Annotated in this window: 24 protein-coding genes; 16 read left to right on the top strand and 8 right to left on the bottom strand. The window is 43.5% G+C overall.

Features of this window, described 5'->3' with window-relative positions; all coding sequences use genetic code 11:
* Positions 1–97 precede the first annotated feature (97 nt).
* On the bottom strand, positions 98–1444 hold the full coding sequence (gene tolC / locus BIW53_RS10935) for an outer membrane channel protein TolC (protein WP_070991914.1): 1347 nt from the start codon (positions 1442–1444) through the stop codon (positions 98–100).
* A 219-nt stretch (positions 1445–1663) separates the two neighbouring features.
* Here tolC and BIW53_RS10930 point away from each other — a divergent pair, with 219 nt between their 5' ends.
* The 9 genes from BIW53_RS10930 (at position 1664) to BIW53_RS20875 (ending at position 11930) form a co-directional block, all read left to right on the top strand.
* Positions 1664–2281, top strand: coding sequence for an NUDIX domain-containing protein (locus BIW53_RS10930; protein WP_070991913.1), 618 nt, complete (start codon positions 1664–1666; stop codon positions 2279–2281).
* A gap of 20 nt (positions 2282–2301) precedes the next feature.
* Positions 2302–2757, top strand: a complete 456-nt coding sequence (locus BIW53_RS10925) for a DUF1249 domain-containing protein (RefSeq protein ID WP_070991912.1) — start codon at positions 2302–2304, stop codon at positions 2755–2757.
* Positions 2744–3517: a metallophosphoesterase gene (locus tag BIW53_RS10920; RefSeq protein WP_070991911.1), complete on the top strand. Its 774-nt coding sequence runs from the start codon at positions 2744–2746 to the stop codon at positions 3515–3517. The genes BIW53_RS10925 and BIW53_RS10920 overlap by 14 nt, the downstream gene beginning before the upstream one ends.
* Positions 3502–4068: a YqiA/YcfP family alpha/beta fold hydrolase gene (locus BIW53_RS10915; protein ID WP_070991910.1), complete on the top strand. Its 567-nt coding sequence runs from the start codon at positions 3502–3504 to the stop codon at positions 4066–4068. The genes BIW53_RS10920 and BIW53_RS10915 overlap by 16 nt, the downstream gene beginning before the upstream one ends.
* A 32-nt stretch (positions 4069–4100) precedes the next feature.
* Positions 4101–5996 carry a DNA topoisomerase IV subunit B gene (parE, locus tag BIW53_RS10910; RefSeq protein WP_070991909.1) on the top strand — a complete coding sequence of 632 codons (1896 nt, stop codon included), beginning with the start codon at positions 4101–4103 and terminating at the stop codon, positions 5994–5996.
* A 2-nt stretch (positions 5997–5998) separates the two neighbouring features.
* The gene (locus BIW53_RS10905) at positions 5999–7117 is read left to right on the top strand and encodes a PQQ-dependent sugar dehydrogenase (RefSeq protein ID WP_070991908.1); all 1119 of its coding nucleotides are present in this window, start codon (positions 5999–6001) and stop codon (positions 7115–7117) included.
* An 8-nt stretch (positions 7118–7125) separates the two neighbouring features.
* Positions 7126–9429 (top strand): DNA topoisomerase IV subunit A, encoded by a 2304-nt coding sequence (gene parC, locus BIW53_RS10900; protein ID WP_070991907.1) that lies wholly within the window; start codon positions 7126–7128, stop codon positions 9427–9429.
* Between the two features lie 449 nt (positions 9430–9878).
* Complete coding sequence (locus BIW53_RS10895) at positions 9879–11042, top strand: winged helix-turn-helix domain-containing protein (RefSeq protein ID WP_070991906.1); 1164 nt, start codon at positions 9879–9881, stop codon at positions 11040–11042.
* A 720-nt stretch (positions 11043–11762) separates the two neighbouring features.
* The gene (locus tag BIW53_RS20875; RefSeq protein ID WP_175442121.1) at positions 11763–11930 is read left to right on the top strand and encodes a phosphopantetheine-binding protein; all 168 of its coding nucleotides are present in this window, start codon (positions 11763–11765) and stop codon (positions 11928–11930) included.
* Between the two features lie 295 nt (positions 11931–12225).
* On the opposite strand, the gene BIW53_RS10885 is transcribed toward BIW53_RS20875, so the two are convergent.
* From BIW53_RS10885 to BIW53_RS10855, 6 genes are all read right to left on the bottom strand, one after another.
* Complete coding sequence (locus BIW53_RS10885) at positions 12226–12483, bottom strand: helix-turn-helix transcriptional regulator (protein WP_070991904.1); 258 nt, start codon at positions 12481–12483, stop codon at positions 12226–12228.
* A gap of 9 nt (positions 12484–12492) precedes the next feature.
* Positions 12493–12861, bottom strand: coding sequence for a hypothetical protein (locus BIW53_RS10880; RefSeq protein WP_070991903.1), 369 nt, complete (start codon positions 12859–12861; stop codon positions 12493–12495).
* Positions 12862–13203: 342 nt separating this feature from the next.
* A complete protein-coding gene (locus BIW53_RS10875) occupies positions 13204–14019 on the bottom strand; it encodes a helix-turn-helix domain-containing protein (RefSeq protein ID WP_084228130.1) in 816 nt (271 codons plus the stop codon).
* Positions 14020–14097: 78 nt separating this feature from the next.
* Complete coding sequence (locus BIW53_RS10870; RefSeq protein WP_070991902.1) at positions 14098–14691, bottom strand: hypothetical protein; 594 nt, start codon at positions 14689–14691, stop codon at positions 14098–14100.
* 392 nt (positions 14692–15083) lie between these two features.
* Positions 15084–15341, bottom strand: a complete 258-nt coding sequence (locus BIW53_RS10860; RefSeq protein ID WP_070991900.1) for a helix-turn-helix domain-containing protein — start codon at positions 15339–15341, stop codon at positions 15084–15086.
* Positions 15342–15745: 404 nt separating this feature from the next.
* Entirely contained in the window at positions 15746–16606 is an 861-nt protein-coding gene (locus tag BIW53_RS10855) for a YicC/YloC family endoribonuclease (RefSeq protein WP_070991899.1), read from the bottom strand.
* Between the two features lie 185 nt (positions 16607–16791).
* Here BIW53_RS10855 and rph point away from each other — a divergent pair, with 185 nt between their 5' ends.
* From rph to trmB, 7 genes are all read left to right on the top strand, one after another.
* Positions 16792–17505, top strand: a complete 714-nt coding sequence (rph, locus tag BIW53_RS10850) for a ribonuclease PH (protein ID WP_070983339.1) — start codon at positions 16792–16794, stop codon at positions 17503–17505.
* A 25-nt stretch (positions 17506–17530) separates the two neighbouring features.
* Positions 17531–18175, top strand: coding sequence for an orotate phosphoribosyltransferase (pyrE, locus tag BIW53_RS10845; protein ID WP_070991898.1), 645 nt, complete (start codon positions 17531–17533; stop codon positions 18173–18175).
* A gap of 206 nt (positions 18176–18381) precedes the next feature.
* Complete coding sequence (mpl, locus tag BIW53_RS10840; protein ID WP_070991897.1) at positions 18382–19755, top strand: UDP-N-acetylmuramate:L-alanyl-gamma-D-glutamyl-meso-diaminopimelate ligase; 1374 nt, start codon at positions 18382–18384, stop codon at positions 19753–19755.
* A gap of 13 nt (positions 19756–19768) precedes the next feature.
* A complete protein-coding gene (locus BIW53_RS10835; RefSeq protein WP_070991896.1) occupies positions 19769–20392 on the top strand; it encodes a flavin prenyltransferase UbiX in 624 nt (207 codons plus the stop codon).
* Between the two features lies 1 nt (position 20393).
* A complete protein-coding gene (locus tag BIW53_RS10830) occupies positions 20394–21314 on the top strand; it encodes an ABC transporter ATP-binding protein (RefSeq protein WP_070991895.1) in 921 nt (306 codons plus the stop codon).
* Between the two features lie 2 nt (positions 21315–21316).
* The gene (locus BIW53_RS10825) at positions 21317–22084 is read left to right on the top strand and encodes an ABC transporter permease (RefSeq protein ID WP_084228146.1); all 768 of its coding nucleotides are present in this window, start codon (positions 21317–21319) and stop codon (positions 22082–22084) included.
* On the top strand, positions 22084–22752 hold the full coding sequence (gene trmB, locus BIW53_RS10820) for a tRNA (guanine(46)-N(7))-methyltransferase TrmB (RefSeq protein WP_070991893.1): 669 nt from the start codon (positions 22084–22086) through the stop codon (positions 22750–22752). The genes BIW53_RS10825 and trmB overlap by 1 nt, the downstream gene beginning before the upstream one ends.
* Here the strand turns inward: trmB and BIW53_RS10815 are convergent.
* A complete protein-coding gene (locus BIW53_RS10815; RefSeq protein ID WP_070991892.1) occupies positions 22720–24597 on the bottom strand; it encodes a GGDEF domain-containing protein in 1878 nt (625 codons plus the stop codon). The genes trmB and BIW53_RS10815 overlap by 33 nt on opposite strands.
* Between the last annotated feature and the right edge of the window lie 16 nt (positions 24598–24613).

Genomic DNA, 24613 nt, shown 5'->3' with positions numbered 1-24613 from the left:
TCTTACTACACAATGGCAATAGTTTATCGACAAGTGTTCTAAAATACAAAAGCCGACTTTCGTCGGCTTTTATATTTAAAGGTACTGAACGTTGGATTTAGCCTTGGATCAAGCCTTTGTTGATAGCTTCTAAATCACTACGTGAAAGAGTGCCCGCAGCTTGCTTTAAACGCAGCGAAGACAACACATATTGGTAACGAAGGTTTGCAAGGTTCTTTTTCGCGTTGTACAAGCTCTGTGTGCTAACTAGTACGTCTACGATCGTACGAGTACCCACTTCAAAACCAGCTTCGGTTGCTTGTAGCGCACTTTGCGCAGAAACGACCGATTGCTCTAACGCGCGATATGTCGCAACATTCGAAACCACTTGATTATAAGAGGTGATGACTGAACGCGTCACTTCTCTCATGCTCGCTTCTAAATCTTGGCTTGCACCAACGTAGAGAGCGCGTGCTTGTTCAGTTGCCGCAAGAGTAGTGCCACCTGAGTAAATTGGAACGTTGAAAGTCACGCCTACCGTTGTTTGATCTTCTCTTGGCTTGTGTACCATACCGTTAGAGTCGGTAAGAGAGTCGCCATAGCTAGCGTTTAAGTTCAGCGTTGGGTAGTGACCAGCTCGCGCAAGTTCGATCTGATCCTGTGCAATATCTAGACTCGCTTTAGCGATAGCCAGTGATAGATTCTTGTCTTTTGCTACACCAATGAAGTCATTGACTTGTTTGCTAGGTGATACTGTTGAGAAGGTTTCTGTATTTAGCGGGTCAAGCTGACTATGATACTTGCCAGTGATAGTACGAAGTGCTTCACGAGCTGTTTCTACGTCATTTTCTGCGCCAATTTCATTGGCCACTGCGCGGTCATACTGAGCTTGAGCCTCATGAACATCGGTAATTGCTGTTAAACCAACTTCATAGCGTTGTTTGGTTTGCTCTAGCTGACGTTCAATTGCGCGTTTTTCTGCTTGAACAAATTCAAGGCTATCTAGCGCACCTAGAACGTCAAAGTAGCCCTGAGCGATGCGCACAACAAGTTCTTGTTGCGCCTGCTCATATAGAGTCGTTGTTTGTAATGCTTGCTTTTCTGCGATATCTAAATTTTTCCAAGATGACATGTCAAAAATGGTTTGGCGCAGTGATAAGGTACGGCTAAACGTATCGCGAAAGCCACTGCTCATGGTGTAGCCTGTCGCGTCGCTTTGATTACCAGGAAATGCATCTGAGTCTATCTGGCTATAGCCAGCTTCAAAACCGAGCTGAGGAAGTAATACACCTAGAGCTCTGTCTTTAGCAAATTTTTGTGCATCTGCCTGTGCTTTTGCTTTTAGCACTGTTGGATCGTTTGCAGTTGCTATGTCGTATACTTGGAGTAAATCTTCGGCTTGCGATAGATTAGAAGTTAGCGCGCAGGATAAGCCAACTAACAGAGATATAATGCTTTTTTTCATCGTTCGTTCAGTCCTTAGACAACTTTTGTATTGAATGCATGTTACCTTGTTTTTCTTCAGAACGAAAAAGTTAAAACGTAAAACAGCATCAACAAATGTAACAGAATATAATACTTCTTTTTACTAGAAGTAAAAGACCCACAAAGGGTAATAAAGGTACATCATGGGGCTAATTACGCTTAATTTAAACCCCTACTGTCAAAAATTAGGATCTATTTTATGTCAACAATTACGTGTTTTGATAACAAAGATGTATTACTGGAAGATGTACAAACAGTTTTTAGAGGTTTTTTTAAGATCCAAACGTATCACTTTCGCCATGCGTTATTCGCAGGGGGAATGTCTCAAACGATTACCAGAGAAATATTAGAGCGTGGGCATGCTGTAGCTGTATTGCCATATGACCCCGCTACAGATTCACTACTTTTAATCGAACAAATCAGGATCGGTGCAATGGCGAGCAAAGATTCACCTTGGTTGCTGGAATGTATCGCTGGTATGGCAGAGGGAAGTGAGGATTTTGAACAAGTGGCACGCAAAGAAGCGCATGAAGAAGCCGGTTTACAGCTTGATGAACTGTACTTTATGACCTCTTACCTCTCAAGTCCAGGTGGTACGACAGAACGTTTATACCTTTACCTAGCAAAAGCTGACTTGTCAGACGCGGGTGGAATTTTTGGTCTTGATACCGAAGGTGAAGACATCAAGAGTCATGTGCTACCATACAGTGATGCTATTGCGCGATTAAACAGTGGCGAGATAGACAATGCTGCGACCGTGATTAGTTTACAGTGGCTAGCGTTAAATAAAGAGCGGATGTTGGCCCAATGGGCATAATTTAGAAGTGGGGTATATCGTTGAGTGACATAGTAGTAGAACGCGCTTATGTGCAGTCTTTGCCAAAATACATTACGTTGTGTGAACGTAACTATTTGCGTGCGCTCAAGGTGTTACCTCAAGAAGAACATGGGGCGCAAAGGGCGATAGAGCTTGCCAATGTGCATTACGTCATTGAAGTACAAGGGTGCGCTAGATACACGACCGATATCACTATCAAACAGACTTCTGTCAGTAGTGAATTTTTTCCAAACTTGCATTTGTCTGTACGCCTTTATCACGATGCTAAAGTTGCGGAAGTGATCCATGATGATTATCACCAACGCATTAAACCTTCATATCGTTACCCTAACCCAAACATGCATCAAAAAGATGAAAAATATCAAATTAATGCCTTTTTAGCAGATTGGTTAATGGCATGCTTGGAAAGTGGTAAGACGCCACTGAACTGGGATGTAAATAATGGCTTGGTTTGAGCAAACTCACTATTTTAAAAAGCGGCAAATTAAGCTTGCTCATGTTACAGATAGTCATCTTTTTGGTGACCCACAAGGCCAGTATTTTAATGTGAATACCGCAGAATACTTACAGCGAGTATTTGAGCAACTTACAGAGTATGATATCGACGGGGTGATATTTGGTGGTGATCTGACGCAAGATCACAGTCGCGCCTCATATGAGTTATTTAGCTTGCTGCTCAAGCGCTCTGGGTTGTCTTGTCCGGTATTTTGGGTACCAGGCAATCATGATGAAATACAGTTGCTTGAGGATATCAGTGAGGGCCAGATAAGTGCTGCAAAACATTTGTACACGAACAATCTAGATATTTTACTGTTAGACTCCAAAGGGAATACGCCAGCTGGCTGGTGTACAGCACAGCATCTTAGAGAGATCACAGCAGTACTTGAAAGATCAGACAAAAAAACGATTGCTTTTTGCCACCATCATCCGCTACCCATTAGTGGCTACTTAGATAAGCACATTCTTGAAAATGGGCCGCAGTTACTTAATACACTGGTTGATGGCACTGGTGTATTAGCGCTTTTTCATGGTCATGTGCATAACGAGTATCAAGCCCACTTTAGAGGCCTTGATGTATATGCAACGCCAGCTACATCCGTTCAGTTTGCAAAACATGTCAGCGACTGGCAGCAGCAGGATACAGGCCCAGCATGGCGATTACTCAGCATTGATGGACAGAGCTATTATACTGAGGTTATATGGTTAAACGAGTGATTTACATTCATGGTTTTAACAGTTCAGAACTATCAGCCAAGGCCCAGCAATTTGGTTTATGGCTAAAAGAGCAAGCTTTTCAATGTCACTATATTACACCGCGTTTGCACTATGACCCTCGTGTTGCCATTGTCCAGCTTGAAGCTTTAGTTGATGGTAATACGGTGTTGATGGGAAGCTCCCTTGGAGGGTTTTATGCCACATATCTATCGCAGCGGCATAATATTCCAGCGGTTGTGATTAATCCTGCTGTTAGACCTTTTGAATTATTGGCGGATTATTTGGGCCCACAGTATAATCCCTATCAACAGATACATTATCAACTGGGTCAAGAACATGTGTATGCTCTGCGGAAATTGTACTTACAGCGACTCACAGCCCCATCATTGTTGATGCTTTTGCAGCAAATGGGTGATGAAGTTCTGCCGTACCAACATGCGCTGCAATACTACAAATCATGCCTGCAACGAGTAGAGTTTGCTGGTGATCACAGTTTTATGGGCTTTCAACGTTACTTTGACACTGTTGTCAATTTTCTTAAAATCACGTAAAACAGAACGAATTAAATAAAAAGAATTTACCTATGAGCGAGCAAAATTATAACGCCGAAGCTATTGAGGTTTTAAATGGTCTAGAACCTGTAAAACGTCGTCCAGGCATGTATACGGATACCACACGTCCTAACCACCTTGGACAAGAGGTGATCGATAACAGCGTGGACGAAGCGCTCGCGGGGCATGCTACTAAAATAGATGTTATTTTACATGAAGATAACTCGCTCGAAGTGCTTGATGACGGCCGTGGTATGCCTGTGGATATTCACCCAGAAGAAGGCTTGCCAGGCGTAGAGCTTATTCTTACTAAACTCCATGCTGGTGGTAAGTTTTCTAATAAGAACTATCAGTTTTCAGGTGGTTTGCATGGGGTAGGGATCTCGGTTGTAAACGCCTTGTCTAGCCGTGTTGAGATCACTGTCAAGCGTGATGGGCAAGTATATGAAATGGCCTTTGAGCATGGTGATAAAGTACAAGATTTAACGGTGACTGGCACCGTGGGCAAGCGTAACACCGGTACGTCGGTACATTTTTGGCCTGACGCTAGCTATTTTGACTCTGCAAATTTCTCTTTAGCCAAACTTAATCATGTACTTAAAGCAAAAGCGGTGCTGTGTCCAGGTCTTAGAATTCGTTTTGTTAATAAACAAACAAAAGAAACTCAGGAATGGCACTATGAAGCGGGGCTTGAGGACTATTTAAAAGACAGTTCACAAGGTTACGAAGTCTTACCAAAAAATCCATTTACTGGCAGTTTTAGTGGTTCCACAGAGGGCGTTGATTGGGCTCTGCATTGGTTGCCTGAAGGTGGCGAGTCAATCACCGAAAGTTATGTGAACCTCATACCGACTGCACAAGGCGGTACTCATGTAAATGGCTTAAGACAGGGCTTACTTGAAGCAATGCGAGAGTTTTGTGAGTTTCGTAACCTGTTACCACGTGGCGTAAAGCTTACACCTGACGATATTTGGGATCGATGTAGTTATGTATTGTCGGTAAAAATGCAGGATCCGCAATTTGCGGGGCAAACCAAAGAAAAACTTTCTTCGCGTTCGTGTGCCACATTCGTATCAGGTATCGTCAAAGATGCATTTAGCCTTTGGTTGAACGAGCATACCGATACGGCAGAATTGCTTGCTGAATTATGTATCAGCAATGCTCAAAAGCGGATGCGAGCGGCGAAAAAAGTGGTCCGAAAGAAGGTCACTTCAGGCCCTGCATTACCCGGCAAACTTACTGATTGCTCGGGCAGTGAAACAGAGCGTTCTGAATTATTTCTGGTTGAAGGGGATTCTGCTGGAGGGTCTGCAAAACAAGCGCGAGACCGTGAGTTTCAGGCAATTATGCCGCTCAGAGGTAAAATCTTAAATACTTGGGAAGTTGATTCGGGTCAGATCCTCGCCTCACAAGAAGTCCATGATATTTCAGTAGCATTGGGGATTGACCCTGACTCTGAGGATTTATCGGGCCTACGCTATGGCAAAATTTGTATCCTTGCCGATGCGGACTCTGATGGGTTGCACATTGCGACCCTGTTATGTGCGCTATTTGTGCGTCACTTCCCAACCTTGGTTAAACAAGGGCATGTGTATGTCGCGATGCCTCCGCTGTTTCGTATAGATGTGGGCAAAGAGGTTTATTATGCATTGGATGAAGATGAGAAAAAAGGCGTGTTGGACCGCATCGAAGCCGAGAAAAAGCGAGGTAAGGTAAACGTACAGCGCTTTAAAGGTCTAGGTGAGATGAACCCTTTACAACTTCGTGAAACAACAATGGATCCAAATACGCGACGCTTGGTGCAGTTAACACTGGATGAGCAGGAACAGACCATGGAAATGATGGACATGTTATTGGCCAAAAAGCGCTCAGGTGATAGAAAAGAGTGGCTTGAAAATCATGGTGATAAAGCACAGGTAGAGGTGTGATCATGATTCGGTTTGGCATACTAGCAACAGCAGTAGTCACCAGTTTACTTATGTTGATTAACCCTGTCAGTGCAAATGATGAGTTGTTAGCCCGATTAACTTTGCCAAAAGGCTATGAGCTCAACTACTTTGCAAAAAATGTTGAGAACGCTAGACAGTTAGCGGTTTCATCATCAGGAGTGGTGTATGTTGGCTCGCGAAAGGCAGGCAAAGTGTATGCGCTGATTGACCACAATCAGGATGGCGTTGCGGATCGCCAGATTGTATTGGCTCAAGGGCTTAATATGCCATCTGGTTTGGCGTTTAATCAGGGCGATTTATATGTCGCTGAAGTCCATCGTATTATACGTTTCAAAAATATTGATAAACAACTCACAAAACCAACCTTTGAGGTGGTTTTTGATAAGTTACCAACCGCTCGTCACCATGGTTGGAAGTTTATTCGCTTTGCTGATAATGGCGAGCTTTTAGTGCCAGTGGGCGTGCCTTGTAACGTGTGCGCCGAAGACGAAAAATATGGGCGTATTTTCTCTCTTAATTTAGAGAGTAAAAAACTCACCACCATAGCCCAAGGGGTACGCAACTCTGTTGGGTTTGATATCAATCCGCAAAGTGGTGCGCTTTGGTTTTCTGATAATGGTCGAGACATGATGGGGGATGATATTCCGCCCGATGAAATAAACCGTGTGAGCTTTGATGGCGAGCACTTTGGTTTTCCATATGTCCATGGTGGCAGTGTGTTAGACCCTGAGTTTGGCAAAGGCAAAACGCTAGCTGATATGCAAAAATACACAGCGCCTAAACTTGCTTTGCAAGCTCATGTTGCCCCGCTGGGCATTCACTTTTACCGTGGTAAGCAGTTTGCAAAGGTGATGCATAATAGGCTGTTTGTTGCAGAGCATGGCTCTTGGAATCGCAGTGAAAAAGTAGGTTATCGAGTAATGATGGCCACCATCAAAGAAGGCGAAATTACTGCCTATGAGCCCTTTATTAGCGGCTTTTTAGATAAAGAACAAACCTTGGGTCGTCCGGTTGCATTTGCCGAGCTTGCAGATGGCAGCTTGTTGGTGTCGGACGATTTTGCCAATGCGATATATCGCGTTCGCTATAACAATAAATAGGGTGTTACATGACTGATCCTCAAACCTTGTCTTTACAGGGGATTGAACAACAAACGATGGGGCGTTTTACCGAAGACGCCTATTTGAACTACTCCATGTATGTGATCATGGACCGAGCTTTGCCTCATATTGGTGATGGTTTAAAGCCGGTGCAGCGTCGTATCGTGTATGCCATGAGCGAGCTGGGGTTATCAGCTGCCGCTAAGTACAAAAAATCAGCCCGTACGGTGGGTGACGTGTTAGGTAAATATCATCCACATGGAGATAGTGCCTGTTACGAAGCCATGGTATTAATGGCGCAACCGTTCTCATACCGTTACCCATTGGTCGATGGGCAAGGTAACTGGGGTGCCGCGGATGATCCTAAATCATTTGCTGCCATGCGTTATACCGAAGCGCGTTTGTCAAAATTCTCAGAAGTATTACTCAAAGAACTTGGCCAAGGAACCGTAGATTGGACACCAAACTTTGATGGCACCATGGATGAACCCAAGGTATTACCATCTCGTTTGCCACATATTCTACTCAATGGTGTAACTGGTATTGCCGTTGGTATGGCAACAGATATTCCGCCTCATAATGTCAATGAATTAGCTACCGCTTGTTGTATGCTGCTTGATCAGCCAAAGACTACTCTTGAAGAGCTGTTAGAAGTGGTGCAAGCACCTGATTACCCCACAGATGCAGAGATAATTACCGCTAAATCTGATATTCAAAAGATTTATACTACAGGTCGCGGCTCTATCAAAATGCGTGCAGTTTATAGTGAAGAGCAAGGAGACATTGTCATCACCGCTTTGCCTCACCAATGTTCAGGTGCCAAAGTGCTGGAGCAAATAGCGGCCCAAATGACCGCGAAAAAACTGCCGATGGTTGCAGACTTGCGTGATGAGTCTGATCATGAAAACCCAACCCGTATTGTAATTGTACCGCGTTCAAACCGTGTGAAACTTGAACCTTTGATGGCGCATCTATTCGCCACCACTGACTTAGAGAAAAGTTATCGCGTTAACCTTAATATGATTGGCCTTGATGGTCGTCCACAGGTTAAAGATTTACTGCAAATTTTATCAGAGTGGCTGGTGTTCCGTCGTGAAACGGTACGCCGACGTTTGCAATATCGCCTAGATAAAGTCTTGGCTCGCTTGCATATTTTAGAAGGCTTAATGACCGCGTTTTTGAATATAGACGAAGTCATAGAAATTATTCGCACCCAAGATAAGCCAAAAGAAGAGTTAATAGCGCGCTTTGACTTATCGGATAAGCAGGCTGAAGCCATTCTTGATTTAAAACTACGTCACTTAGCTAAGTTAGAAGAAGTGAAAATTCGTGGTGAGCAGGATGAGTTATGCATTGAGCGCGATAAGTTACAGCTCACCTTGGGTTCTGAGCGTCGCATGTCGACACTGATGAAAAAAGAAATCCAAGAAGCGGCTGAGCTATATGGCGATGAGCGTCGTTCACCAGTGATCGAGCGCTCAGAGGCAAAAGCGCTAAGCGAAAAAGATTTGATCCCATCCGAGTCGGTTACGGTGGTGCTCTCAGATAAGGGCTGGGCGCGTGTAGCTAAAGGCCATGATATTGATGCAGAAGGTTTAAGTTACCGCTCAGGTGATAGCTATAAAGCGTCAGCGAAAGGGCGCAGTAATCAACCAGCGGTATTTTTAGATACCTCTGGTCGAGCTTTTGCTACTGAAGCACATAGTTTGCCCTCTGCGCGTAGCCAAGGCGAACCAATGACTGGGCGCTTCAACCTAGGAGCTGGGAGTATCTTTGAGCATGTGGTAATGGGCGATGAAAAAACCCTATACCTAATGGCAACCGATGGTGGTTATGGCTTTATCACTGAGTTTAACGACCTAGTGAGTAAAAACAAAAATGGTAAGGCGCTGGTCAGCGTGCCAAAAGGCGCGCAGCTTATGGCACCTATTACTGTAAATGATGTGGCCACTGACATGTGTATGGCGATTTCAAACGAAGGTCGAATGCTATTGTTCCCACTTCGTGATTTGCCAAAATTGGGCAAAGGTAAGGGGAATAAGATTATTTCAATCCCCAGTGCTAAAGTTCAAGCTCGAGAAGAGTTTGTTAAGGTTTTGGCTTGTGTACCAGAGGGCTGCTCAGTCACCCTTCATGCAGGTAAGCGAAAACTAACGCTTAAGCCCAGTGATTTAGAACACTATCATGGTGAGCGAGGCCGTCGCGGTAATAAATTGCCCCGTGGTTTACAGCGTGTTGATGAGTACGAAATTGAGAATAAACTTGTCAATTCAGTTATCGAAGATGCATCAATTGAGCAACATGAAGAATAAGCTTTGATGTCAATTACGATTCAGAACGGCGCTGACAAGCGCCGTTTTTGTTTCTTTTTGTTTGGTTGCTACCAATACCTCAACTAATTCATACATCTATTTAAATCATATTGATAGCTTTTACATGTACTGTAGCTCCTCTCAAGAAAGTCTAAAGGGGCTAGTCTGCGCTTAATAGTTAGTAAATGGGTGACCCTGCCGCGGTACAACTTGTATGATAACCCCTATTCCAGAGTTAACCGTGTTAGATAGGTGCTTAAGGAAATATGTGTAGCGTACTAAGAATAACTGGCCAAACTTGACAGCCAAAGGAAAGGTTTAAAGTCGTCTTGAGCAATCAATCCAAATGTCGGTAGTTCAGTTATTGAGCCAGTATTAGGCAAGTTGTAAAAGGCACTAGAAACTTGTTTATGGACAACCCCTATTTTAGTGAGGAACAGGAGTGTTATATGGAGCAATTTGAACAACTTAGGCGTATTACGCTGGCCAAACAAGGGCTACTTTCTGAGGTTGAGTCGAGTGATGGCTTGCAAGCAACCAAGCTTGTTATTGAGCATTTGGGTTATGTGCAAATTGATACACTAAGCGTTGTAGAGCGCGCGCATAATCATGTGTTATGGAGTCGCGTGCCTAACTACAACCCCAATTACCTCAATCAACTAATTAAAGAGCAAAGCATTTTCGAATATTGGTATCACGCCGCGGCGTATTTACCAATGCAAGACTATCGGTTCGCACTGATACAAATGAACAGTATACGTAATGGTGAAAATCGCTATTTTCAAAGCACGCATACTCAACTGATGAAAGATGTACTGGCGCGCGTAAAATCTGAAGGCCCATTGCGGCTTCGAGATATTGATAAAAAAGGAGGCGCCAAAGGCAACTGGTGGAGTTATGGACCGGGTAAACGTGCTGTAGAACATCTGTTTATGCGTGGTGAGCTAATGGTGTGCAAGCGTAACGGTATGGAAAAAGTCTATGACTTACCTGAGCGTTGTTTGCCCTGCGGCCTGAATACGAGCACTCCATCATTAAGTGAATATGCAGAGTATTTATTTAACACTACCAGAAGAGCTCATGGCGTGTTCAATTGGAAGCAACTCGTGCATTTACGACCAGGAAAACCGCTTAGAGAAGAAATGCGCCAGCTCCTCAATGACCACATTCAATCTGGAGATATTACGGTCGTTAAACATGGTAAGGGCAAAGAGCTTTATGTGGATACTCAGACCTTTGAGCAACCAATTCAATCTAAGAGCGTGGTAAAGGTTTTATCGCCTTTTGACAATTTGGTAATTCACAGAGAGCGACTAAACGAGTTGTTTGGCTTTGATTACAAAATCGAATGCTATGTCGCTCAAGACAAAAGAAAATACGGATATTTTTGTTTGCCAATTTTGTTTGCTGATCAGCTAGTAGGGCGTATTGATTGTAAAGCTCATCGCAGTGAGCAGCGCTTTGAAGTATTGAGCTTACATTTAGAGGACTTGGAGTTTGATAGGGAAGAGTTCTTTTCTTTGTTAAGCAAAGAACTAGAAAAGTTCGCTAGCTTTAATGGATGCCCTATATTGGATAAAAAAGTTGTCGATAAAAGCTATCGGAACAGTTAGATATATAGGTGTATATACTTGTCAATGATTGAGATGTAATAGGAAACTGTTTTGTTATGAGTGGGGCATTTATTTTTTTACAAAATGCTCATATGCAGGTCGGTGAAATATAGCTACTGGGATAACTAGGGCACCACCAGAGAAACACTTCAAAACCGTTTTGCAAACGATGACTGTGGAAAGCGCTATCTTAACACTGGCGATTTAGGTTTTATTGATGGAGAAAACCTATTTATTACTTGCATAGTCAAAGGCTTACTGATTTTTAACGGTCGCAAAATTTACCCACAAGATGTTGAGTTATGTAGCTACAACGCCCATGAAGCGCTCACAAATGAGCGTTGTGCTGCGATGTACATGTATGACAACAACAAAGAGTACCAGCTCCTCGTTCATGAAGTAGAACGCACCCATGTAAAAAATGCCGATTGCGTTGATGTGACTAATGCGATTTGAAAAGCGGTATTTGAGAGTTTGCGATATCTGTATACCACATTGTATTGCTGCAACCTTCTACTGTAGCTATGACTCCAAGCGGAAAAATACGCCACTAAACTTGTGCGAGCAATTTATTAGTGGCCGGCTTAGCTTAGTAGTGATCAAGTGGATGTTAGATAGGCAAGGAGTTTAAAGTGGAACACATCAATTAAAGACCTAGTGATGAGCTCGGGCACTCGTTTTGTAACCAAAAACTTTAACTAAGAGCACATGAAGCTGGATATGTCATTACTGGGGCTTGAGCTAATTGATGTGGTAGAGTTTTGTGAACTGTTGGAAGAAAAAGCCGGTATTTATGTTGATTTTGAATGGGTTATGGATTGTAGTAACCTCAATGAGCTGGTGGATAAGGTAAAAGCCGAGATGACTCAAGAAGTTTCAGCAATCTGAATAACAGGAACGTATATGAATATGTGAACATATTCTCTGTCATTCCCGAGTCAATCAAAGCCCCGTTAGTTAACGGGGTTTTTTATGGCAAAATTTAAACAAGGAACGAGGTGTATTATTGCAATAAGCACAGCGAATTAAGTTGCATGAAAATTTTAATAGTTTTACAGATGAATGGGTTTGCCCATTGTGGGCGGTTATCTGCTTTAGAAAGTCAGACTATTTAGGATGCGCATCCCTTACGAAGGAACAGCGTTAAGCCTTCAATACAAGCCTAATTATAGGCTATTTACGGTTAATAGCCGGACGCTAACGCCAGCGTTGGGTTTGAAAAATCCTTACCAAATACCAGTACCAACTCGTATGCCTGAGTGATACTCATGACGGTTTTGCCACTTTCAAAGTTACTGATGGTCGCCTGATCTACGCCTAAAATTGTTGCCAATTGCCTTTGTGTAAGCCCTCTTTCCTTGCGTAGATTGCGAATACTGATCTGTAATTCTGTTTTAAAACGATCAACTTGCGCCTGTCTCATTGCCATATTGTTTCTCATATCCTTTCCTCATAGCAAAATGGTATCGATTAAATGCGTTGCAGATGCTAAAGGCATCGTTCTTTGCATAGCAACCTCTTTACTCACTCCCTGAATCGCCTCATAGTCATCTAAAAAGAAGGCTAAGTCATGCTCCCCCGGCAACTTGTTTTTAACATGAACAAGTACATAACAGCGCAGATTGAGCGTATCTAATTGTTTAATAAATTCAATATTTTGAGCGCTCATGTCGGGTTTGACCTTGGCTGGGAGTTTATTCATAAACACATGCTTAATGTAAACGGCTTGCCTGCCCTTTCTGTACAGCACCACATCATCAAACCCTTTAGCGGCTTGTACATTTGCTTTAACACCACTTAAAAATCTCGTTCCACACATGATTTTATTTAACCTTTGGTTACTTGGTGTTTACATTATCTAATACTGTGTGTGGAAAAATCTCCACACGTAGAAAAAATTCCAAAATATTGCATAACATATATTTTGGTCACGAGTGCGTGCTAGGCTGATTAAGGGTTTGGGCGTTAAAGTCTGTGACCTGCGGGAATGATAACGCAAGCACTAAATAGTTGTAGGGCTTTTATGGTAGCTGCAAGTTATAGAGCTTTAAGTATTCTGGCAGTAGGTTAGAGGTGCACTCGTGTAGTGAGCGGTCACAGTTCACAAGTGCAAAGCAGGCTTTAAAATGAGGATTGATTGCGCACTCAAGCCCAGTCATTATTAAGAAACATTAGCGCCGTTTACCGGTTTGCTTTTAGTTGAACAGATCATCATGCTTAACAGCGCACTACAGCAAAGTACCCAAGCGAAATAGATCAGCCCTTCGAAGTTATCGTAGATGGGGGTCCATGATTTAAGGTCAAGAAGGAGGTAAGCCATGTCTTCCAAAAGCGCAGCAAGGTTAACAATTGCTAAGTAAATAAAAATCCAATGAAAGATGCCATCAAAAGGGGTTAGCTTAATAGAGTCAGCCTTGGATAGCCGACGAGAAAGTTGCACCCTAAAAGTAAGAAGAAATGTGGCGGTAAGGCAAAGTAGCAGTTGAGTACCAAAAATAAGTATACTCTGTAAAACTTGATTTTCGTCAGGCGTTGCTTTATTGATTAAGCCTGACTCAAAAATTACATAACCCGCCCCAGTTAACGCAAAGATAATGCCTGCGATATGAGCCATGTTGATGTTTTTTGTATATACGCCATAGATAATACAAATACCAATCAAGGTTAAGTATATTGGCGTGATGATAATAGGGCTCCATAATTGGCTCAATACAAACCCTATGGTGACAAAATCCAGAATTTTAGCTCTGCCGTTATCATTTGCATCATCACGGATCGCTTTTATCTGACCTAGCAATACACCCAAATCAAGCTTGCAGCATTGTAGCCAGCGAAATAGCTTTTTTGAGGGAATATCACTGACCCCCAACTCATAATTGATGATGGTTTTTCTATCGCAGCCAAGCTTGTCAGACATCGCCTTTTGGGGAATACCAGCTTGTATCCGCAGCGCCTTTAAATCTTCACCATCAATCATGCGTTATCCATGTTGTTGTATATCTTCCGTTTTACAGTGTCGCTAAAAGCGAAGAACAGTGAGTGCCGCAATGCGCAACTAAGCCAACTCATTTGTGTTGGTTGGCTTTTTGCTACAAATCACCATAGTTAATAGCGCACCACAACATAGCGCCCAAGCAATATAAATCAAGCCTTCGAAGTTATCGTAGATTAGTGTCAAAGATTTCAGTTCGAAGAAGGTGTAGGCAATCTCCTCAGCAAGCGCTAAAAAGTAAATACTTGAACTGTAAAGATATAGCCAATGAAAAATACCATCAAAATGGGTTAACTCAACTTGATCCGACTTAGATAATAGTCTAGAAAACTGAACTCTAAAAATTAGTATCAATGCAGTTGTAAGACTGAATAATAGTTGTATGCCATAAATGATTAAACCTTGCTGTATTTCGTTATCACTCGGAGTAACATAATTGACCAAGTCAGTTTCAAAAATAGCAAGATTGATCGTGGTCAAAACAAGAATAAACCCAGCAATATGAGAGACGTTGATATCTCTAATATACATACCGTAAAGGGTACTCATACCAAGGAGTGACAAATAAATGGGTGTGACAAGTTTTTGATCCCACAATTGAATGTAGAAAAACAGTAATGAAGCAATACTGAGTAGAATTAAGTTTGAGACTTTCATTATCTATCCTTGTAGACTATCCGTGGATATGGTGGGGAGCAGACAAGGGCTAGTTGCTGATCTCGGTTTTTTTATAGCTAAATTCCCACCAGTTACTAAAGTACAGGTGTCCGCTGTAAGTTTACGTGGACTTACACAGCTTCTAGCGAAACCGGTAGGTTGCATTACAACGTTATGATTGTTCATCACCTGTTTAAATGTTGAAGAACTACCACACGCAAAAGTAACCTCAATTACATTGTTTGTTACTAGCCTCACAGAGTTGATATTACAGTTTTTTGCAATATCATTCGAAGTTATCGACGGAAACCTGCTTGTGGAATTATTCTCCTGTTTATCACCAAACGAGATTAAAAAATTCATTAAATTTAATAAAAGAGCGTTTAACTTGTTCATGGTTCTTCATCCTGTAAGTTTGGTTTTTCTTTACTGTTGACCTGATCGCGGATCTGCTTAATCTCACTCAAGAGAGACCCAGAATCTATCTTACAATATAGAAGCCACATGAAAAGCTGTTTGGAACGAATGTCACTGACTCCTAGCTCATAATTGATGATGGTTTTTCGATCACACCTGAGCTTTTTAGCCATAGCTTCTTGAGATATGCGAGCATTGACTCTCATCGCCCTTAAATCATCACCATTTATCACGTGTCCTTGTCCTTTTATTAATGGGGAGATTTTCCACAGTTAATGTACATGTTGTTAACAACGAAGAGTGATTGTGCAGGCTAAAAATACGTACCAACGTTGTCAAAGGTTGAAAAACAATGAATTCAGCCTGAATAAATATTGAAGTAAAGATATTTGTAAATGACCAAAAAGTCAACATTTCGTTTACAATGGAGTTGTAAACTAATTGCCCATGATGGGGTGTCTACTAGGTATTTTTTCACCTAGTGTACTACTACACATCAGTAGTTTGAGGTTAGCAGTGAAAATACTCACCAATTGGATGAAACAGAATGAAAAAATACGGAATCATAAAAAACAAAACCTCGCTATAAAGCGAGATTTTTCAAGTGTTTATGAATATTCTTGAAAGCTAGTGAGCTTTACTCAATATTCTGGATCTGCTCTCTCATTTGCTCTATCAACACTTTTAGCTCTACTGCTGCGTTGGTGATTTCGGTGTTGATTGATTTTGAGGCGAGGGTGTTTGACTCGCGGTTGAACTCTTGCATCATAAAGTCTAAACGTCGGCCGCAGGCGCCGCCTTTTTTCAATATTTTGTGAGTTTCTTTAACGTGTGACTTTAAGCGGTCTAGCTCTTCGGCGACGTCTTGTTTTTGTGCAAGGTAGATAAGCTCTTGCTCTAGGCGGTTTTCGTCGATTTCCGCTTTAAGTTCTTCTAACTTAGTGGTGAGCTTTTCGCGTTGCCATTTGTTTACCTCTGGCATGTGGCCTTCAACAATGGCGACTTGCTCTACAATTGAGTCTAAACGGGTGGTGATCATGGTTTCTAGGTTTTCACCTTCACTGGCGCGAGCAGCTTTAAAGTCTTCGATTAATTCGTCAAAACCTGCAAGTAGCTGACTATTTACAGTGTCTAGGTCTACTTCTTGCGCTTCCATTACGCCGGGCCAACGTAGAATATCTACTGGGTTGATCTCGCCCTTGCTGTGTTGTTGCACCCACTGAGCGCTTTTGATCAATTGCTCTGCTAAGGTTTCATTAATAGACAACTCACCCACGTGGGCTGGGTTGGCAGTAAACTTCAAATACACTTCTACCTTGCCGCGCTGTAGGTGTTTGCGCAGGCGTTCACGTACTACTGGCTCCATGGCACGGAACTGTTCAGGTGCGCGGATAAAGGTTTCTAGGTAGCGCTGGTTAACCGAGCGAATTTCCCAAACCCCTGTGCCCCATTCACCCTTAACTTCTCGGCGTGCGTAGGCGGTCATACTATGGATCATGTAAAGTTCCTAATCTATTAACAAATTTTGCTGCGCCATTATAGCTTATAAAGCGCGCAAGGCGACAGAGGAAATAATTAGCAAATTTTGTGAGCTGTGCTCACAACAATTTATTAGCTTAACGCATAGCATCGTATCGGCTGAGCCTTTATAATAGGCAAAATTCTGAATTTAGGGGAACGTGGATGCGTCCAAGCGAAAGAACAGCAAACCAAATAAGACCAGTAACATTTACCCGTAACTATACTATGCATGCCGAAGGGTCGGTGTTGGTAGAGTTCGGTAACACCAAAGTATTGTGTACTGCCACTGTTGAAGCGGGTGTACCTCGTTTTATGAAAGGTCAAGGTAAAGGCTGGATCACCGCTGAATACGGTATGTTGCCACGTTCTACTCATACTCGAAATAACCGTGAAGCGGCCAAAGGCAAACAAGGTGGTCGCACTATGGAGATCCAACGTTTGATCGCGCGTGCCTTACGTGCTGCAGTTGATTTAAAAGCGCTTGGTGAGAACACCATTACCATCGACTGTGATGTGTTGCAGGCGGATGGCGGGACGCGTACCGCTTCAATCAGCGGCGCGTGCGTTGCATTGGTTGACGCACTGACCCACATGCGTGCTAAGGGGATGATCAACAACAATCCACTTAAGTTTATGATTGCTGCGATTTCGGTCGGTGTTTACAACGGCGAAGCGATTTCTGACTTAGAGTACCTTGAAGATTCAGAAGCAGAAACTGACATGAACGTGATCATGACAGAAACGGGTAAACTAATTGAAGTACAAGGCACCGCAGAGGGTGAACCATTCTCATTCGAAGAGCTTGATGAGCTACTGGGTTTGGCGAAGCATTCAATCCGTGAAATCATAGATTTACAGAAAAAAGCACTGGCATAAGTCCGTTAGATACAATAGGTAAGACATGAAAGCATATCAAAAAGAGTTTATTGAATTTGCCCTTGAAAAGCAGGTGCTTAAGTTTGGTGAGTTTACACTAAAATCAGGCCGTACCAGCCCTTACTTTTTTAACGCCGGCCTGTTTAACACGGGTCGTGACTTAGCGCGCTTAGGCCGTTTTTATGCCGCCGCACTTGAAGATGCAGGCATTGAATATGACGTACTTTTTGGCCCTGCATATAAAGGTATTCCTATTGCGACTACTACGGCGGTTGCATTGGCGGATCACTACAACAAAGATGTGCCTTATTGCTTTAATCGTAAAGAGAAAAAGCAACATGGTGAAGGTGGCTCATTGGTAGGGTCACCGCTTGAGGGTCGTATCATGTTAGTTGATGATGTGATAACCGCTGGGACTGCTATTCGTGAGTCGATGGAGATCATTTCACAGGCGGGCGCAGACTTGTCAGGTGTATTGATTGCGTTAGACCGCCAAGAAAAGGGCAAAGCTGAGTTATCTGCGATTCAAGAAGTAGAGCGTGACTTTAATACTCAGGTGGTGTCTATCGTGAAACTGGCTGATCTGATCACTTACCTTGAGCAACAAGGTGGTATGGCAGAGCACCTTGAAGCGGTTAAAGCCTACCGTGACCAATACGGTGTTGCGTAATCGGCGGTTAAAATATTAGTAAAAATGCCAGTCTGTGACTGGCATTTTTTTTATCTAAACTCATAAAAAGTTCAGCATAAGCGGTTATTATTGCCGATTGCGCATAGCTGTTTTGCTCGGCCAAAATTGGTTTATTGCGTTTAAATTTGGCATAGTAGACACCCTGCCAATGGCGGTATAAATATTAGAAAAGGCAAATTATTTTCATGGCAAGTCAGCAAACTAAGCAACAGCATATACATATTTTAGGGATCTGCGGCACGTTTATGGGCGGCATTGCGGCGATTGCGCAAGCGCTGGGTTTTAGAGTGACCGGCTCAGATCAAAATGTGTATCCGCCAATGAGCACACAGCTTGAGTCTTTAGGTATTGAGCTAACCACGGGGTATGACCCCGCGCAACTAGAGCCTGCCCCTGACATGGTGGTGATTGGTAATGCGATGAGCCGAGGCAACCCGTGTGTTGAGTATGTGCTTGAGCAGCGTATTCCTTATACCTCAGGCCCTGAATGGCTAAAGCACAATTTATTGCAAGAAGCTTGGGTGCTTGCGGTGGCGGGCACGCATGGTAAAACCACCACTGCTAGTATGTTGGCATGGTTGCTAGAATATGCAGGCTTACGCCCGGGTTTTTTGATTGGCGGTATTGTGCAGAATTTTGGCGTGTCAGCGCGGATCAGCGATACCCCATTTTTTGTGATTGAAGCGGATGAGTACGACACCGCGTTTTTTGATAAGCGCAGTAAATTTGTTCATTATTTGCCGCGCACCCTGATCATGAATAACCTTGAGTTTGACCACGCTGATATTTTTAGCGATCTCAATGCTATACAAACGCAGTTCCATCATTTATTACGTACGCTACCGGCACAAGGCAAAGCCATTTATCCGCAAGATGATGAACCACTAAATGAGGTGATCAAACGCGGTTTTTGGAGCCAACAAGAAACCCTAAATGGCGATTGGACGTACAAACTACTGCAAAGCGACGGCTCGCAATTTGAGGTCTATCTTCATGGCGCGCTGCAAGGCGTAGTGAGTTGGTCGGCCATAGGCGAGCATAATGTTAAAAATGCCATGATGGCGATAGCCGCGGCTCGTCATGTGGGCATTCCAGTGTCGGTAAGCATTGACGCACTCAGTGAGTTTAAATCACCCAAACGCCGCATGGAGTTACTGGGCGAAGTAAACGGTGTGCGGGTGTACGATGACTTTGCGCATCATCCCACCGCGATAACAACTACGCTTGCGGGGTTGAAGGCCAGTGTTGGCGATGATTCAGTGATTGCCATTTTAGAGCCTCGTTCAAACACCATGAAGATGGGCGTGCATCAAAGCACATTGCTTGATTCTTTGGCGCTCGCTGATGAAGCCTATCTGTTTGAACCGCAGGGGCTTGGCTGGTCGCTGCGCGAGCAGGCGCAAAAGGCAGGGCGCAAGTGTAGCGATAACATTGACGATATCATTGCTCAGGTGTGTGAGCATGCGCAGCCTGGACAACATATTTTGATCATGAGTAACGGTGGCTTTGACGGGCTACATCAAAAGTTACTTCAAGCGCTCAAGCAGCGAATTAACTAAGCAGGAATTTATTGTGAGCGAGTTTAAACCAGCTATTACCTTAGCATTTAGCGGCGCATCGGGCGCACCTTACGGGCTGCGTTTGTTAGAAGTATTAGTCGCCATGAATTATCAGGTGTTTGTGCTTATCTCCAGTGCAGCACGGGTGGTGCTTGATACAGAGTCGGGCATCAAGCTTTCGGGTAACGAGCAAAAGGCGACCGAGCAGTTAAGCGCCTTGTGTCAGGCCAAACCTGAGCAAATCAAAGTTTTTGGCAAAGATAACTGGTTTAGCCCGGTTGCTTCTGGCTCCGCCGCACCGAAAAAAATGGTGGTTTGCCCATGCAGTGCGGGGTCTGTGTCAGCCATTGCTATGGGGGCATCGGATAACCTGTTGGAGCGCGCCGCTGATGTGGTGATAAAAGAACGCGGCCAACTCATTTTAGTACCTAGAGAAACTCCATTTAGCTCTATTCACCTTGAAAATATGCTCAAGCTTAGCCAACTTGGTGTCACCATTATGCCTGCGGCTCCGGGTTTTTATCACCAGCCTGAATCTATTCAGGATTTAGTCGATTTTATGGTGGCCCGTATTCTTGATCATTTAAACATCGAACATACCTTGGCCAAACGCTGGGGTTATGGAGAACAACATTAACATGACGATAGCACTGAATATTAAAGGCTTGAAAAAAGTCTATAAAAACGGCGTTGAAGCGGTAAAAGGAATTGACTTGCAAGTTGAGCAAGGCGATTTTTTTGCGCTGCTTGGTCCTAATGGCGCGGGAAAATCCACCACCATTGGCGTCATCGCCTCACTGGTTAACAAAACTGAGGGGCAGGTTGAAGTATTTGGTCACAGCATTGATACCGCGCTTGAAGACGCTAAATCGGAGTTAGGCCTAGTACCACAAGAGTTTAACTTTGGTCAGTTTGAAACACTTAACCAGATTTTGGTCAATCAAGCTGGATACTACGGTGTACCGCGAGCTTTGGCCCATGAGCGCGCTGAAAAATATCTCAAACAGCTTGGCTTGTTTGAGAAAAAAGATAAGCAAGCACGCACACTATCGGGCGGCATGAAGCGTCGTTTAATGATTGCTAGAGCTTTGATGCATGAGCCCAAACTGCTCATTCTTGATGAACCAACGGCAGGCGTAGACATCGAACTGCGCCGCTCAATGTGGGATTTTTTACGCCAGATCAACAAGCAAGGCGTGACTATTATTTTAACCACTCACTACCTTGAAGAAGCCGAATTACTGTGTAAAAACATCGCCATTATTGATAAAGGCGTAATTGTTGAAAATACCACTATCAAAGCCTTGCTTGCCAAATTAGACAAAGAAACCTTTGTCCTGGACTTAAAAGCGCCGATTCAGCCGGTCACGCTCACGGGTTATCAATTCACTATGGTTGATGATCACACGGTTGAAGTAGAAGTGGCCAAATCTCAAGGGTTGAACGAAGTATTTAGTCAACTTACTGCGCAAGGCAATACGGTATTAAGTATGCGTAACAAAGCCAACCGTTTGGAAGAGTTGTTTGTGGGATTATTAGAACAGGGGCGCACAGCATGAATATCACCCGCTACGGTGTTGCACTAAAAAGTATTTGGATCAAAGAATGTATTCGCTTTTTGCGTATTTGGGTGCAAACCCTAGTACCACCTGCCATTACCATGACGTTATATTTTGTGATTTTTGGCAGTTTGATAGGCTCAAGAATTGGTGAGATGGGAGGCTTTAGTTACATGGAGTTTATCGTTCCTGGCCTTATCATGATGTCAGTGATCACCAACTCATACTCCAACGTGGCTTCAAGTTTTTATTCCACTAAATTCCAAAAGAGTATTGAAGAGTTGCTGGTGGCACCTGTGCCTAACTACATTATCGTGTTGGGATACATCGGGGGCGGTATGGCTCGTGGTATGTTAGTGGGGCTTATCGTAACTTTGGTATCGCTATTTTTTGTTGATATTAAAATTCACAACCTAGCGGTGATCATCGCAACGGTGATCATGACCTCAGCGGTATTTTCGCTAGGGGGATTGATCAATGCGGTGTATGCCAACAGTTTTGACGACATCAGTATTATTCCTACTTTTGTGTTAACCCCGCTGACCTACCTAGGGGGCGTGTTCTACTCAATCACACTGTTGCCAGAGTTTTGGCAGGGCGTGTCTCAGGTCAATCCCATTATTTATATGGTTAATGCCTTTAGGTATGGCTTTTTAGGGGTATCTGATGTGAACATTTACACTGCTTTTGCGGTATTATTCGCGTTTATTTCTGGATTATTTATTCTGGCGTTGAGTTTGATCCGCCGGGGAGTAGGGTTACGTCATTGATGAGTGAAGCAAATTCAAGAAGCATTGTTTCAAACCAGCCTAGCTTGCATGACAAGCTAGACGAAATAGTTACAAAGCACTTACAGGCAGAGTTTAAAAAGCCCGTTGCTGAACATACGCAACGCGCCTTTGATGAAGTCAATGCCCGGGTTTTGGCATTTGATGGTCCGATTATCTTAGACTCCTGTTGTGGAGTGGGAGAAAGTACCGCCAATCTTGCAAAGCTGCATCCGGATGCCTTGGTGATAGGTATCGATAAGTCGTCTCATCGTCTTGAAAAGCATGATGTAGAATACAAGCAAACTGATGCCGGTCAGTATGTATTGGTACAGGCGGATCTCAATGACTTTTGGCGTTTAGCGGTGGCTGCCAATTGGCAGCCAACACACCATTATTTGCTGTATCCAAATCCTTGGCCAAAGGCTAAACACATCCAACGTCGTTGGCATGGTGCGGCGGTGTTTCCATTTATTGTTAAGCTTGGTGGAGTGCTTGAGGTACGTAGCAACTGGGATATTTACGTAAAGGAATTTGCCCGCGCGCTGCAATTGGCTGGGCACCCAACGCCTGTTGAGCCGTATCAAAGTGATACGGCTATCACGCCGTTTGAACGTAAATACTGGGCAAGTGGTCAATCAAGCACGCGCTTGGTGATTAAGCTGTCCTAATTTATTACAAATATGTGGGGCTGCTTTAGCAATATAGTGCCCCTCTACCAAATCAACTCCAGCTTCAGAGAGTCTGCTGTATTGCTGCTCTGACTCAACTCCTGCCACCAACAACAGAATGTGCTTATCGCTACATAGTTTGGCTATGTTTTTTATAAACTCAAAAACTTGCTCATCTTCTGCAATGTAGGAGGTCAGTGTTTCATCGAGCAACAACATGTCTATATTTAGTTTCATCACGCGGCTAACTGTGAGTAAGCCACTGCTCACTGCGTTAATAGAGACTTTGACGCCCTTACTTTTGAGTACATTGATACAGACCGCCATGGCATTGAAGTTGTCCAGTACATCCTTTTCATCTAACTCAAATGTAATGAGCTGTGGTTGTGGATAACGACGTAATTCTTGATCTATAAAATCAAGCAATTGCGGGTCGGTGGCATCTTGAAAACTCAGTTTTATGCTCCAAGCCGAGGTGGTTTTTCTAAAGCGTGTAATACACTGAGTAAAAATACAGCGAGTTAGTTTACTTTGTAGACGAGATTGGCGTACTACTTCACTAAAGCTTTCGGTTTTTAATATCGCCCCTTGTTCGGTAATGATGCGTGCACTACAACCATGCTGCAAGATTTGCTCGGTCTTGGGGTTAACTCTGGGCGTGAAGTAGGTAGCAATACGCTCACGGTCAAAAGCATCTTGAAGAATATTGGCAATCGCAAGGTGGTTTTTTTGTTTTAATCTGGCATCTAGGCTGTCGACGCTGAACAGGCAAACAGTCTGCTGGTTTTGCTTAGCTTGTCGACAAGCAATTGAGGCATTTTCTAGCAATAAAGATTTGTTGCCAGCGGCGATACCGGCATGTAACTGAATGTATAAATGGGGTTTGTTCAGCACTGGGCTGGACTTAGGAAAATTAGTAATAAGTTCACTTAAATAGGCTTCGCCGTCTTTAACATCGCTCATAATGACCAACTTTGAGGTTGCAAGGCGGTATACCTGATGGGGATGTGTGAAGCGCTTAAAATAGGTCATCACTTTTTGTAACACTAGGTCGCCAACCTGAGTGCCATAAAAGCCAATAATGTCTTCGAGTTCATCAACGGTCACGATTGCTAATGCTAAGTGTTGATCTTGCTTTTTAGTGAGATCTCGCTCAAGTGCCACGCGGTTGGCAAATCCGGTGCGTGGGTCGGTGCTCATTGACTTACGGTATAGCTGTAAATACAAAGCCGCAACCAACACCGCAATAAAGAAGAAAAAACTCGCGGTTAGGGTCGCTTTGGTCACGCTTTCTTGTAGTCGAGCATCTACTTTGTTAATGGTTATATCTGCACCGGTAATATACGGTGTGCCATCAGGGGCGATATATGGGATAAAAATACTTTTAAAATGTCCCCACTGGTCTTTTGAGACCTCAAATACCGGCTCGGTGGAGCGAAAGGCTGCTTTGTTAATGGCAGTGGCTTCCTCGTAAAGATCCAGAAACTGAGTCACTTTGTTTTGTTTGATATCACTTTGGGTAAAGCTTGAAGCGGTAAAGTAGACGTTTGGCGCACGGTAAACCATGGTATACACATATTCCACGCCTATGGCTTGGGCAAGCGCGGTCAACTGAGCACTTTTTTGTTGGTACTCGTGTGGGTCGACTGAACTAAGTTGAGCATGATAGTCGTCTCCCAAAATGAGCTGCGCACTTTTGGCTGCGTGCAACAACTGCTTATCAATGTTATCCATAATGGCTTGGCGAGTAGATTGGTATGTGTAGGCGACATAGCCAATCAAGCTGGAGAAAAATAGCAAAAACCCAACCAAAGACCATGTCATCGCAGAGGCCTTCCTGTACATAATGATCCTTATAATC

The organism is Pseudoalteromonas byunsanensis, from assembly GCF_001854475.1.
GTDB lineage: Bacteria > Pseudomonadota > Gammaproteobacteria > Enterobacterales > Alteromonadaceae > Pseudoalteromonas > Pseudoalteromonas byunsanensis.
The sequence above is the reverse complement of the archived record's forward strand: the minus strand, read 5'-3'. Positions and strand labels throughout refer to the sequence as shown.